The following is a 12,576-nucleotide window of genomic DNA, read 5'->3' on the forward strand; positions in this document are numbered from 1 at the left end:
AGAATTCATCATTATTCGTCATATCAACGCGTTTATTCGTTTAAATTGACCAACAGGGGTTTAATGGGCGTTAATTTCCCAGCTTAGTGAGGATTATCGGCAAGAAAGTCAAAAATAACGGCGTGCTCCTCTCCGTTTCGGTTAAAACGGATAAATCCTCGCCACACCATGTATCCGCTGCTGCAAGAACCGTAAATCATCTGTCCTTCATAGTGAGTTTTATTCAGTTCATTTAGATTGACAGGAATAACCCCCATAAACATATCTCGACCCTCTAAACGTATCTGAAGATTGTCAATCGGCTCTGAGGTTAATAGCTTCAATGTTAATGGCTTTTCGCTCGGCGCATGGGCTGGTGACAGGCTAATTCGCAGTTCAACACCCGCGACGTTTTTAATGCAATCACCCTGCGTAAAAGCACAAAGTGTTGGGTCTACAGCCTTTATTTCGACCTGTTGGGTTGCTTTTTCATTACAAGCTGTGAGATTCATCATAACTAGCATGATGGAGAGCGGAAGCAGTTTGCGAGTAAGCACAAAAATTAACCTTGTGATGCAAGATGTTAACATTCTATGGCGTAGGTTGATCTAGATCAACTTTCCAGACCCCATCTTTGGTATCTTTTTTGACATGGCTCAAGTATCATTGCGAAACCTCATATTTGAGCACAAATGTGTAGGGTAACGCATTGACATGGCTTCACAACCCTAATAGGGAAGTGGGCTTTGTGTCATATATAACAGGTAAAGCTTGTCTTTACTAAAAGTAAAAGTAATAAGCAGTGGAAGCATTATGATGAACCATTCCCAGCCAACAGGCGCTGATTACAATTACACCATTGTCCGCCAATTTGCCTTAACCACAGTTTTGTGGGGTATTGTTGGTATGTCAGTCGGTGTATTAATTGCGGCTCAGTTAATCTGGCCACATCTGAACTTTGATACTCCTTGGTTTACGTATAGTCGCTTGCGACCATTACATACCAATGCGGTTATCTTCGCGTTCGGAACATCAGCCCTCTTTGCAACATCCTATTATGTCGTACAACGCACCTGTCAAACCCGACTATTTGCACCTAAATTAGCTGCATTTACGTTTTGGGGATGGCAAGCCATCATTCTGTCAGCAGCAATCACTCTGCCAATGGGTTACACCAGTGGTAAAGAATATGCTGAATTAGAATGGCCAATCGATATCGCTATCACCATCGTTTGGGTCTCCTATGCAATAGTGTTCTTCGGCACTATTATCAAACGAACAACATCGCATATTTACGTAGCGAACTGGTTCTTTGGTGCATTTATCATTACGGTTGCCGTGCTTCACATCGTGAACTCTATGGCCGTTCCTGTTAGCTTGTTCAAGTCATACTCTATGTACAGTGGCGCGGTCGATGCCATGGTGCAATGGTGGTATGGTCACAACGCGGTAGGTTTCCTGTTAACCGCAGGCTTCTTAGGTATGATGTACTACTTCGTACCTAAGCAAGCGGGTCGTCCTGTTTACTCATATCGTCTGTCTATCGTGCACTTCTGGGCACTGATCGCACTGTACATTTGGGCAGGTCCTCACCACTTACACTACACTGCCCTGCCAGACTGGACTCAGTCTTTAGGTATGGTGATGTCACTGATCCTGTTCGCACCATCTTGGGGTGGTATGATCAACGGTATCATGACCTTATCTGGTGCATGGCACAAACTGCGTACTGACCCAGTACTGCGTTTCTTAGTGGTTTCGCTGTCTTTCTACGGTATGTCGACCTTCGAAGGTCCGATGATGGCCATTAAGACAGTTAACGCTTTATCTCACTACACAGACTGGACTGTAGGTCACGTTCACTCAGGCGCGCTAGGCTGGGTGGCAATGGTGTCTATCGGTTCTCTGTATCACTTGATCCCAGTACTGTTCGGCCATGGCCGTATGTACAGCATCAAGTTAGTTAACGTGCATTTCTGGTTAGCGACTATCGGTACTGTTCTTTACATCGTGTCTATGTGGATTTCGGGTGTAATGCAGGGTCTGATGTGGCGTGCAGTTAACGCTGACGGTACTTTGACTTATAGCTTTGTTGAAAGTCTGGAAGCTTCTTATCCTTTCTACTTCGTACGTTTCCTCGGCGGTTGTTTCTTCTTAACCGGTATGCTGATCATGGCATACAACGTGATCCGTACTGTGAAAGCCTCTAAAGATTCATTGCCAGCACTGGCTGAAGCAAAAGCGGCTTAAGGAGCAAACTCGATGAAATTTAATCATGAGATAGTTGAAAAAAACATCGGTTTGTTAGCGATCTTCACAGTTATCGCTATCAGCTTCGGTAGCTTGGTAGAAATCACGCCGCTGATTTTCCAAAAAGATACCACTGAGCCTGTTGAAGGTTTGAAACCTTACACAGCCCTGCAACTTGAAGGCCGTGACATCTATGTGCGTGAAGGTTGCTACAACTGTCACAGCCAGATGATCCGTCCTTTACGTGCAGAGACTGAACGTTACGGTCACTACTCTGTTGCCGGTGAGTCTGTTTGGGATCACCCATTCCAATGGGGTTCTAAGCGTACTGGTCCAGACTTGGCCCGTGTTGGCGGTCGCTACAGCGATAAATGGCATGAAGTTCACTTAATCGATCCTCGTGCTGTGGTCCCTCAATCGAATATGCCAGGCTTCCCATGGCTTGCCGAAAACAAGTTAGACGGCAAGTTAACCGGCGACAAGATGACTATTCTGCGTAACATGCATAAAGGCGGTTACAAAGGTAATGATCTTTACACCGATGAAGAAATCGCAGGCGCGCAGAAAGCTGTTGAAGGTAAGACAGAGCTGGAAGCCTTGATTGCATATCTTCAGTCTTTGGGTCACGCACTCAAATAAGGAGGCAATATATGGATTACGGCACATTACAAGGTATTTTAACCATCATTGTGATGCTGACCTTCGTCGGTATATTTGCTTGGGCATATAGCTCGCGTCGTCAAAAATCCTTTGATGAAGCAGCGAATCTTGTGTTTTCCGATGAGGAAATCAGCAAGGAATCGAAGGACTCAGGAGAGAATAAGTGATGAGTAGCTTCTGGAGTATTTGGATTAGCGTACTCTCGTTAATTGTGATCGCAGGATGTTTTCTGTTGCTGCGTGTGTGTTCAAAGAACACCACGGATGTCAAAGAAGGCGAATCCATGGGTCACAGTTTCGATGGTATCGAAGAACTCAATAACCCACTGCCAAAATGGTGGAGTTATATGTTCTATATCACTATCGTGTTTGGCCTAGTGTACTTAGCCCTGTTCCCAGGTTTAGGTAACTACAAAGGTTTACTGAACTGGACTAGCTCTAACCAAAGCATTGGTACAGAGAAAGGGATTAAAGCCGATTCTGCAGCCGCGATTGAGCTGGCAGCAAAAGAAGGCATGTACGTTCAGTACGACCAAGAAGTTAAACACGCTAACGAAAAATATGGCCCAATCTTCGCGGCTTACTTGGCAACACCACTCGAAGAGTTAGTGAAAAACCAAGAAGCGTTGAAAGTGGGTGGTCGTTTGTTCCTACAAAACTGCGCACAGTGCCATGGCTCTGACGCACGTGGTAGCAAAGGCTTCCCTAACCTGACCGACAGTGATTGGTTATACGGTGGCGATTTAGCCACTATCAAGACCACTATCATGAACGGTCGTCATGGCATGATGCCGCCAAAAGGTGGTTTGCCAATCGACGATAGCGAAATTGCAGGTCTGGCCGAGTACGTGGTTAAGTTATCTGGCCGTGAGCACGACGAGAAACTCGCAGCTCAAGGTCAAGGTTCATTCATGAAAGGTTGTTTTGCGTGTCACGGTATGGACGCAAAAGGCAACAAACTCATGGGCGCACCTAACTTAACTGACGATGTTTGGTTATATGGCGGTAGCCGCGGCATGATCGAAGAAACGATCAAGCACGGCCGTGCAGGCGTGATGCCAGCATGGAAAGACGTTCTCGGTGAAGAGAAAGTCCACGTGATCGCAGCTTATGTTTATAGCTTGTCAAACAAGTAATTAGATGTGAGTAACGCTAAGGCCTCGATAACGTCGAGGCCTTTTTTTTAAAGTGCTAAAGCCACCTTTTAACGGTAAAATGGCGCAAATTTTTATTATGGGTATTTAACATGAGCGAACAACAACCCTGGTATAAGCAGTTTTGGCCTTGGTTTTTAATTATTCTTCCTTTGTGTGCCGTCGTCGCAAGTTTTACCACGCTAAAAATTGCCCTCTCAAACTCTGACTCTCTGGTCGCCGAGGATTATTACAAAGAAGGCAAAGCCATCAATATGGACTTGAGTAAGGTCAAATATGCCAAGCAGCTTGGCATGCAATGGCAACTCGAACAAAATCATCATGAACTCCTCTTCACTCAACACGGCGGTCCAGCTTACCAAGCCGCATTAAAAGTTGAATTTTATCACCCAACAATTGCCGAAAAAGACATTAAGACCACAGTTACCGCCGATGCCAACCATGTGTATCGCATTACCCTGCCCGATGTATTAACCGGTGCTTGGGAAGTCCGTCTGGAAGGTTTTGATGGCAAATGGCGTATTCATCAACGTGTCGAACTCAAAGACAACGTCCAATTGTGGTTGAACTAATTGTGGTTGAATGAATATTGCTATGACACATCCAAGTTGTTTTCACTGTAATGAGCCCGTGCTCACGGGCACTCAGTTTGTCACCCGCATTAATGATCGCGATGAACTCATGTGTTGCCCAGGCTGCCAAGCGGTATCACAAGCCATTGTGGATGCAGGCTTATTAAGCTATTACAAGTTTCGAACCGAACCTGGCAGTAAACAGACGGCACTGGTACCTGATGAATTAAATCAGTTTAGTGCCTACGACTTGCCCGAAGTACAGCAGGACTTTGTCCACTCAGAGGAAAATAGTGACTCAGTGTCGCTGTCCATCGACGGCATTACCTGCGCCGCCTGCGCCTGGTTAATCGAACATAAAGTGAAACAACTGCCTGGCGTAAGCCAAGTGATGGTCAACTCCACCACCCAAAGGGCGATGATCAGCTGGGATAAACAGCAAGTTAAACTCAGTGATATTCTGGGGCAAATTAGCCGTATCGGCTATCAAGCCGCGCCCTATCAAGTAGATGAGCAAGAACTGACCGCCAAGCAAAATAGCCGCAAATTCTTACTGCGCTTAGGCTTGGCGGGTTTTGCGACTATGCAAGTGATGATGTTCGCCCTCGCCCTCTATACCGGTTACTTTACCGATTTGGATGTGCAATATCGGGATTATTTCCGCTGGGTGAGCATGATTTTCGCCACGCCCGTGGTGCTGTATTCGGCGCAGCCCTTCTATTTCAGCGCCATTCGCACCCTGCTCAGTGGCAAACTCAATATGGATGTGTCGGTCTCTATCGCCATTGGCGGCGCCTATATTGCCAGTTGCTTTGCCACCGTTAATGGCACGGGAGAAGTCTATTTTGAATCGGTTTCCATGTTTACCTTCTTCCTGCTGCTTGGGCGTTATTTCGAACAAAAGGCAAGACAAAAGGCCTCTGTTAGCTCCAGCAATCTTCACAAATTAGTGCCGTTAACGGCGCATCTGGTCACGGCCCAGGGGCAAGAAGAGATCCCCGCTAAAAAATTACGCCTCGGGGACATTATACTCATTAAACCCGGCGAGATGGTCGCCGCCGATGGCATCGTAGTTGACGGCCATACTAGCATCAATGAAGCCATGCTCACTGGTGAGCAAATGCCGATTGAAAAGCCTGTCGATAGCCAAGTGTTCGCTGGCACCATAAACCTAGACCAGCCTATCAAGGTAAAAGTCACCGCCCTTGGGCAAGATCAATTGGTTGCCGAAATTATTCGTCTGCAGGAATTAGCCTCAAACACTAAACCTGCCGTCGCTATGTTAGCCGATAAACTGTCGCGTTATTTCTCGGGCACTATCTTATCGATTGCGACGATCACCTATCTGGTGTGGCTGCAAATCTCCCCCGAAGATGCCTTTTGGGTCACCTTGTCGGTATTAGTGGCCACCTGTCCTTGCGCCCTTGCGCTGGCCACCCCCACTGCCGTCACCTGCGCGACCGCGATTTTTACCCGCCTTGGGATTATTACCCGCAAAGCTGGCGTCTTTGAAAAACTGCCACAAATCAAACATGTGGTATTTGATAAAACAGGCACCCTCACCTGCGGCACCCTATCGATTGCAAAAGTTGAATGCCATAGCGATATCGAGAAAGAACAGGTACTGGCGTTTGCAGCGGCGCTAGAATCAGGCTCACGCCACCCCATCGCCGCGGCCTTTGCCAGCTTTGCCCAAGTCGATGTTGTTGCAAAGCAAGTTCACCATGAAGTGGGTTTTGGGGTGAAAGGCTTGATTAATGGCACTGAGTACCGCATTGGTAATTCAAGCTTCACGGGGGCCGCCGCCGAGCCCAAACTTGCAAACCAGCTGATTTGGCTCGCCCACAGTCAGAATGGCCAGCTTGAAGTCATCGCCACTATTGAGATCCAAGATAATATCCGTGTCGATAGCAAAGAAACCGTCGATATTTTGAAGCAACAAGGTTGCCAGGTCAGTATCGCCAGTGGCGATAGCTCAGGGCATGTGCATCAATTGGCGAAAGAACTTGGGATTAGCGATGTCCACAGTGGACTCACTCCAGCCGATAAACTGGCACTGGTGACCAAATTACAGCAATCGACACCTGTTGCGATGTTCGGCGATGGCATCAATGATGCTCCAGTACTGGCGGGCGCCGATTTATCTGTGGCGATGGGTAGCGGCAGCGCGATTGCTAAAAACAGCGCCGATCTCATCCTGCTTGGCGATCACCTCTCTCGCTTCACCCAAGCGGTCAAGGTTGCTAAACTGACCACACAAATTATTCGTCAAAACCTCGCTTGGGCCTTAGGCTATAACGCGCTGATTTTACCGCTGGCGGTAACTGGGCATGTTGCGCCTTATATTGCCGCCCTTGGTATGTCGGCAAGCTCTTTGATTGTTGTGGGTAACAGTTTGAGATTATTACGAATTAAATTATAACAATGAAATAGGCTTAGGTTATGAGCATCATTTATGTACTAATCCCTATCGCGATGATCTTTGTGTTGATCGCCGTAGCCGTGTTCTTTTGGGCGGTAAAATCCGAACAATTCGATGACTTAGACCGTCAAAGTGTGTCGATTCTTTTCGATGAAGATGCCGATAAACCGAGTCAAGCAGCGAACCCGAATCAAGAGAAAATCACAAGCCAAGACAAAGGCATGCCTCTGTGATTGGCTCTGTGATTGAGTATAACGTCACAGGCGCATTCCTTGTTGGTTTAATGGGCGCAGCCCACTGTTTTGGCATGTGTGGCGGCCTGGTTGGCGCCTTTTCCTCCCAGCTTCCAAATCCGAAACAGGGCAATCACTTAGCCCATCAACTCACCTACTTATTAAGCTATAATCTCGGCCGGATTTTAAGCTACACCCTCGCAGGCGCCTTAGTGGGTGGTTCATCGGCCATGCTTGGGCACTTATTCGAACTCGACAGTTACCTGTTAATCCTGAGAATAATTGCCGGCGTGATGATGATCTCAACCGGGCTTTACATAGCCAAAATCTGGGTGGGGATAGTGCAGATTGAGCGCCTCGGCCAAGTGTTGTGGCGATACCTTAAACCCTTAGCTCAACGTCTCGTGCCAATCACCTCACCAATGCAGGCCATCACCGCAGGATTGATTTGGGGCTGGCTGCCCTGCGGGCTAGTGTATAGCACCTTAACCTGGTCGGTGGCGGCTGGCTCTGCTAGCCAAGGCGCCTTGATTATGATCGCCTTTGGCTTAGGAACACTCCCTGCGCTCTTAAGTGCCGGTGTGGCGGCCAAACGCTTAGCCAATTGGGTACAGCAAAAAACCGTTAGATTATTGAGTGGCTTACTTTTAATTGCCTTTGGCGCACAAACTTTATATATCGCCCTGTCGCAGCTAAACTAGCCCAAGCGAGTGAATTGGTTTAACATGGCTGCAGTGGATTAACTTGAGAACCGACATGACAATAGAGCAGAATAAAAACCGTCGTCCCGCCGCGAGTGGGTGCACAATTCATTGTCACGATTGCAGTATGGGAACCCTTTGTATTCCGTTTACCCTCAATGCCAATGAGCTCGATCAGCTCGACGACATCATTGAGCGTAAAAAGCCAATTCAAAAAGGTGAGCAGATTTTTAAATCAGGCGATCCGTTAAAATCTCTGTTCGCCATCCGCTCTGGTACAGTCAAAAGCTACACTATTACCGAGCAGGGCGATGAGCAGATCACCGGTTTCCATTTAGCTGGCGATGTGATTGGTTTTGATGGTATTCATGCTCAGTCCCATCAGAGTTTTGCTCAAGCCTTAGAAACCTCTATGGTGTGTGAAATCCCCTTCAACATTCTCGATGAGCTTTCAGGCAGCATGCCCAAGTTACGTCAGCAAATTATGCGCTTAATGAGTAATGAAATCATGAGCGACCAAGAGATGATTTTACTGCTCAGCAAGAAAAACGCCGAAGAACGCCTCGCCGCGTTTATCAGTAATCTCGCTAATCGTTTTGGCAGCCGTGGATTCTCCCCTAAAGAGTTCCGTTTAACCATGACCCGTGGTGACATTGGTAACTACCTAGGTTTAACCGTCGAAACCATCAGCCGATTGTTAGGCCGTTTCCAAAAGTCGGGTTTGATTGAAGTAAAAGGCAAATACATCACCATCCTTGACCACAATGAACTGAATCTCTTGGCGGGTAATGCCAGGATCGCCAGATAAGTCACACCCTCCCTTATGCTTTAATAATTGTAATTAATGCGCTAGGCACTGGTTTTGAAAAGAGTTTTGATCTAGAACAATACAGATAATTGCCAAAGGCTCATGATGAACATGAGCCTATGACTAAAGGAACATGTTATGAAGGATTATCAAAAAATACTGGTAGTAGTCGATCCCACGACAGAGCATCAGGTTGCACTCGCCCGAGCGGTGACCTTGGCCAGTAAAAGTAACGCCCATGTGACTGTGTTTCTGTCTATTTTTGACTTCTCCTATGAAATGACATCGATTCTATCGAGCCAAGAGCGCGAAGCCATGCGCCAAGGCGTGATTGATCAGCGTCTGGCGTGGATCCAAGATCTACTGACTGCTTACAACCATCTGCAACTCGATATTGATACTCAAGTGATTTGGCACAATCGCCCATTTGAAAGCATCATCAACCATGCGATTGCCGGACAATATGATTTGATCGTCAAAGGCACCCATGCCCACGACAAGTTAAAGGCGGTGATCTTTACTCCAACCGATTGGCATTTGATGCGTAAAGCGCCTGTGCCTGTGTTGATGGTCAAAGATCATGATTGGCCCGAAGCGGGTAAAATCCTTTGCGCGGTCAACGTGGCAACCGAAGACACAGATCATCAAATGCTAAACGGCAAGATTATCGAACATGCCAAGGATTTAGCCGCAAAATTTGCCGCCGAAGTGCACTTAGTCAATGGCTATCCCGGCACGCCGGTGAATCTTGCCATTGAACTGCCTGATTTCGATGCTCAAACCTATAACGACACCATTCGCATGCAACACGAACAACGAGTGCAATACCTTGCCAATGCCTATGGTATCGATACCCTGCACTGCCATGTGAAAGAAGGCTTGCCTGAGGATGTGATCCCTGAGCTTGCCGAGCAACTCGATGCCGAGCTGGTCATTTTAGGCACTGTCGGTCGAACTGGATTCTCGGCGGCACTTATCGGCAATACCGCAGAGCATGTAATTGATAGCATTAACTGTGACTTATTAGCCATCAAACCCGATGGTTATAAATCACCGCTTGAAGAGGCGTAACGCACGCCGCTCTTTACCCCGCCGTCGATAGCTGGAATAATACGCGCCCTGAAACTGAGTTACTGGGCGCTTTTTTTTATGTTGGAAGCTATGTCTGAAGTTACGGCGAGTCAAATGCCTGAAGAATTATCAAAAAAACAAATTACCCGTCTGAATAAGTTACAGAAGCGTCTGCGCCGTGAAGTGGGTAGTGCCATCGCCGATTACAATATGATTGAAGATGGCGACCGAGTCATGTGCTGTTTAAGTGGCGGTAAAGACAGTTACGCCATGCTGGATATTTTGCTTAATCTACAGCAGCGAGCGCCCGTACAGTTCGAAATTATTGCCGTTAACTTAGATCAAAAGCAGCCTGGTTTCCCTGAGCACGTGCTGCCCGCCTATTTAGACAGCCTGAATATTCCCTATCACATCCTCGAGAAAGACACTTACTCGATTGTGAAAGAGAAAATTCCTGAAGGCAAAACCACTTGCTCGCTGTGCTCTCGCCTGCGTCGCGGTACCCTCTATGGCTTTGCACAGCGCATCGGTGCGACCAAAATCGCGCTAGGCCACCACAGAGACGATATTATTGAGACCATGTTCCTCAATATGTTCTACGGCGGCAAGATGAAGGCCATGCCACCTAAGTTGCTTTCAGACGATGGCGCAAACGTGGTTATTCGCCCACTCGCCTATTGCCGTGAAAAGGATTTAGAAGAATATGCGGAATTGAAAAAATTCCCCATCATTCCATGCAACCTTTGTGGCTCGCAGGAAAACCTCAAGCGTCAAGCTGTGAAAGACATGCTCAATCAGTGGGATAGACTCTACCCTGGCCGTATTGAAACCATTTTCACCGCCATGCAAAACACCGCCCCTTCACAGGGTGTTGACCGTGAACAGTTTGACTTTGTGTCCTTGAAACGCGATCCCAACGCGCCGATGAAGGGTGATGTGGCCGAAGCCGATTTACCCGCATTTGACTTTTTGGATATCGCCAACAGCGGCCATATCGATTTAGATGCGGCAAAACGCATCAATATCGTCAACGTTTACGAAGTGTAAACGCGGCGCGCATAAAAAAGCCCACTCTCGTGGGCTTTTTTATAGCTTCAATCCTATCGTTACTTAACCCAAGGGCTCAGTACGGTCGGCGCTTGGCTAAATTGCAATGATGTCAAACTATTAAGCTGCTCAACACTCAGCTTAAAGCTGCTATCCACCTGTTGCTCACGCCCATCGAGCGTCACACTAACAGCTTGGTCTTGAGCAAATTCAAAGTTTAAGCCCGCGATGGGTTCCTTAAAATAGCGCATTGGGAAGCCTTGCATGGCTCCGAGTAAAGCATCCATTTCGCTGGCGATTTGCGCTAGTCGCGCCTTGTCGTATGTTGCTAACGTCTGCTTAGCTCTGACTTGCATAGCAATACCACAACCCTCAGCCTTGCCCTCAAACTGCAGATTCACTAACGCGCGTTGGTCTTTCAGCGCATCATCAAAGGGAATAAACAATCGCTGCGCCGCAGTATAAATCAGTGGCGTTGAATTTAATTCACTTGAAATACTGCCACTCTGGATCTGGCAATTAGGCAGCATTGGCACACTAAAGGCGATTTCGACTAACTGATAATTGCCCTTATTGACTTGCTTTAATCTGTCATAGAAGCCTTTATATTCGAGGGAAATCGTTTCTGCCTGCAAGCTGGTTGCACATAGACAAAGCCCCACTAACCACCATTTTTTATACATCCGCCTTCACCAAATATTTTTCATTATGACGTAACATATCGAGTAATTCGTCGATATAAGCTTCTTGCCTTTCAGAATAATTCACTAGTCCATAGATCAGTTGATCGGCACTTAACTCGGCTTCCTGAGCGCGTAAATCGGCCCGAATTGAGCGAAACAGTGTATATGCCGTATTCGAGTTCAAATTGCGCATGTAGGAAGACACTGAAGCGTCCACCGAGGGAAACACTTTCACTTGATGGGTTTTGCCTGAACCTCGAGAGGAAGGCACTATGCCGCAGCCATTACTAAAACACCATTCGCCGAAAAAATTAAAGCCTTCACGGGCAAAACGTGAACTGCCCCAACCCGATTCATTGGCCGCCTGAATCAGCACCATAGATTCGGGAATGATATCGACCCGTTTAAGTAAACTGTTGAGTGATTTTGCATCCACATTACGGGCAGCATATTGATATTTATCAAATAACTGATTGAGCTGCGCTAGCTGCGTATCCGACAGAGTGCTGTCGTTCTCCACTAAGGCCAACATGTCGGTGATAAAGTCACGCTCGGTGGCAATAATGGCGTTTTGCTGTTGAATAATCGGCCTGAGAAAATCAAAAAAGGCACGCTTTTTTTCCGCTACATCATTGATGGCAGAAAAGTCAGGCACTTGAGTAACGGGATCAACGGAGTTTTCCAGTTGGTTAACGATAGATTCAGGCTCATCGATAGTAGGAATGAGCCAGACTCTCAGCGAAAAAATCGCTAAGATCACTAGGGCTAACGCGAGTGTAAACGAACCAATTCTACCTGTTTTCAATAAGTCACCTTTGATATTGAGTCACGAGTGGCAAAATAAGCGCCAGATTATATGTCATATCTTGAAATTCACGAAATGTGGCGGCAAAACCGCCCATGCCCAACGCTGGTATGAGTTTGTTACGCCAAAATGCGATCCCGCGCTGAACTCATACACTTTGGTACATTTGCAGCGTGAATATTTAGTGCATGC

Annotated in this window: 14 protein-coding genes; 11 read left to right on the forward strand and 3 right to left on the reverse strand. The window is 47.0% G+C overall.

The window, feature by feature from the left end:
• Positions 1 to 83: 83 nt before the first annotated feature.
• On the reverse strand, positions 84 to 569 hold the full coding sequence (locus K0H60_RS10580) for a hypothetical protein (RefSeq protein WP_220055688.1): 486 nt from the start codon (positions 567 to 569) through the stop codon (positions 84 to 86).
• A 223-nt stretch (positions 570 to 792) separates the two neighbouring features.
• Between K0H60_RS10580 and ccoN the strand changes: the two genes are divergently transcribed.
• The 11 genes from ccoN to ttcA all read left to right on the forward strand — a co-directional run bounded on the left by ccoN (position 793) and on the right by ttcA (position 10,896).
• Entirely contained in the window at positions 793 to 2,229 is a 1,437-nt protein-coding gene (gene ccoN, locus K0H60_RS10585) for a cytochrome-c oxidase, cbb3-type subunit I (protein WP_011072351.1), read from the forward strand.
• Positions 2,230 to 2,241: 12 nt separating this feature from the next.
• The gene (gene ccoO / locus K0H60_RS10590) at positions 2,242 to 2,868 is read left to right on the forward strand and encodes a cytochrome-c oxidase, cbb3-type subunit II (protein WP_011622772.1); all 627 of its coding nucleotides are present in this window, start codon (positions 2,242 to 2,244) and stop codon (positions 2,866 to 2,868) included.
• An 11-nt stretch (positions 2,869 to 2,879) separates the two neighbouring features.
• Complete coding sequence (locus K0H60_RS10595) at positions 2,880 to 3,056, forward strand: CcoQ/FixQ family Cbb3-type cytochrome c oxidase assembly chaperone (protein WP_011072349.1); 177 nt, start codon at positions 2,880 to 2,882, stop codon at positions 3,054 to 3,056.
• On the forward strand, positions 3,056 to 4,024 hold the full coding sequence (ccoP, locus tag K0H60_RS10600) for a cytochrome-c oxidase, cbb3-type subunit III (protein ID WP_088212366.1): 969 nt from the start codon (positions 3,056 to 3,058) through the stop codon (positions 4,022 to 4,024). Before K0H60_RS10595 ends, ccoP begins: the two co-directional genes overlap by 1 nt.
• A 110-nt stretch (positions 4,025 to 4,134) precedes the next feature.
• Positions 4,135 to 4,614 (forward strand): FixH family protein, encoded by a 480-nt coding sequence (locus tag K0H60_RS10605; protein WP_011717084.1) that lies wholly within the window; start codon positions 4,135 to 4,137, stop codon positions 4,612 to 4,614.
• A 22-nt stretch (positions 4,615 to 4,636) separates the two neighbouring features.
• The gene (locus tag K0H60_RS10610) at positions 4,637 to 7,036 is read left to right on the forward strand and encodes a heavy metal translocating P-type ATPase (protein WP_220055689.1); all 2,400 of its coding nucleotides are present in this window, start codon (positions 4,637 to 4,639) and stop codon (positions 7,034 to 7,036) included.
• Between the two features lie 20 nt (positions 7,037 to 7,056).
• The gene (gene ccoS / locus K0H60_RS10615; RefSeq protein WP_023265289.1) at positions 7,057 to 7,269 is read left to right on the forward strand and encodes a cbb3-type cytochrome oxidase assembly protein CcoS; all 213 of its coding nucleotides are present in this window, start codon (positions 7,057 to 7,059) and stop codon (positions 7,267 to 7,269) included.
• An 8-nt stretch (positions 7,270 to 7,277) separates the two neighbouring features.
• Entirely contained in the window at positions 7,278 to 7,970 is a 693-nt protein-coding gene (locus K0H60_RS10620) for a sulfite exporter TauE/SafE family protein (protein ID WP_220058146.1), read from the forward strand.
• 55 nt (positions 7,971 to 8,025) lie between these two features.
• Entirely contained in the window at positions 8,026 to 8,778 is a 753-nt protein-coding gene (gene etrA, locus K0H60_RS10625) for an FNR family transcription factor (protein ID WP_218738453.1), read from the forward strand.
• Between the two features lie 138 nt (positions 8,779 to 8,916).
• Positions 8,917 to 9,849 (forward strand): universal stress protein UspE, encoded by a 933-nt coding sequence (uspE, locus tag K0H60_RS10630; protein ID WP_011622779.1) that lies wholly within the window; start codon positions 8,917 to 8,919, stop codon positions 9,847 to 9,849.
• Between the two features lie 78 nt (positions 9,850 to 9,927).
• Positions 9,928 to 10,896, forward strand: a complete 969-nt coding sequence (gene ttcA, locus K0H60_RS10635) for a tRNA 2-thiocytidine(32) synthetase TtcA (RefSeq protein ID WP_220055690.1) — start codon at positions 9,928 to 9,930, stop codon at positions 10,894 to 10,896.
• Positions 10,897 to 10,955: 59 nt separating this feature from the next.
• Here ttcA and K0H60_RS10640 read toward each other — a convergent pair whose 3' ends face one another.
• The gene (locus K0H60_RS10640) at positions 10,956 to 11,579 is read right to left on the reverse strand and encodes a DUF2987 domain-containing protein (RefSeq protein ID WP_220055691.1); all 624 of its coding nucleotides are present in this window, start codon (positions 11,577 to 11,579) and stop codon (positions 10,956 to 10,958) included.
• On the reverse strand, positions 11,572 to 12,384 hold the full coding sequence (locus K0H60_RS10645) for a glucosaminidase domain-containing protein (protein ID WP_220055692.1): 813 nt from the start codon (positions 12,382 to 12,384) through the stop codon (positions 11,572 to 11,574). Before K0H60_RS10645 ends, K0H60_RS10640 begins: the two co-directional genes overlap by 8 nt.
• Between the last annotated feature and the right edge of the window lie 192 nt (positions 12,385 to 12,576).

It is taken from the genome of Shewanella mangrovisoli, from assembly GCF_019457635.1.
GTDB classification, from domain to species: Bacteria; Pseudomonadota; Gammaproteobacteria; order Enterobacterales; family Shewanellaceae; genus Shewanella; species Shewanella mangrovisoli.

Coding starts and splice junctions, on each gene's coding strand:
- ttcA (WP_220055690.1), top strand. CDS start 9,928: ATGTTGGAAGCTATGTCTGAAGTTACGGCGAGTCAAATGCCTGAAGAA.
- K0H60_RS10580 (WP_220055688.1), bottom strand. CDS start 569: ATGTTAACATCTTGCATCACAAGGTTAATTTTTGTGCTTACTCGCAAA.
- ccoN (WP_011072351.1), top strand. CDS start 793: ATGATGAACCATTCCCAGCCAACAGGCGCTGATTACAATTACACCATT.
- ccoO (WP_011622772.1), top strand. CDS start 2,242: ATGAAATTTAATCATGAGATAGTTGAAAAAAACATCGGTTTGTTAGCG.
- K0H60_RS10595 (WP_011072349.1), top strand. CDS start 2,880: ATGGATTACGGCACATTACAAGGTATTTTAACCATCATTGTGATGCTG.
- K0H60_RS10610 (WP_220055689.1), top strand. CDS start 4,637: ATGACACATCCAAGTTGTTTTCACTGTAATGAGCCCGTGCTCACGGGC.
- etrA (WP_218738453.1), top strand. CDS start 8,026: ATGACAATAGAGCAGAATAAAAACCGTCGTCCCGCCGCGAGTGGGTGC.
- ccoP (WP_088212366.1), top strand. CDS start 3,056: ATGAGTAGCTTCTGGAGTATTTGGATTAGCGTACTCTCGTTAATTGTG.
- ccoS (WP_023265289.1), top strand. CDS start 7,057: ATGAGCATCATTTATGTACTAATCCCTATCGCGATGATCTTTGTGTTG.
- uspE (WP_011622779.1), top strand. CDS start 8,917: ATGAAGGATTATCAAAAAATACTGGTAGTAGTCGATCCCACGACAGAG.
- K0H60_RS10605 (WP_011717084.1), top strand. CDS start 4,135: ATGAGCGAACAACAACCCTGGTATAAGCAGTTTTGGCCTTGGTTTTTA.
- K0H60_RS10640 (WP_220055691.1), bottom strand. CDS start 11,579: ATGTATAAAAAATGGTGGTTAGTGGGGCTTTGTCTATGTGCAACCAGC.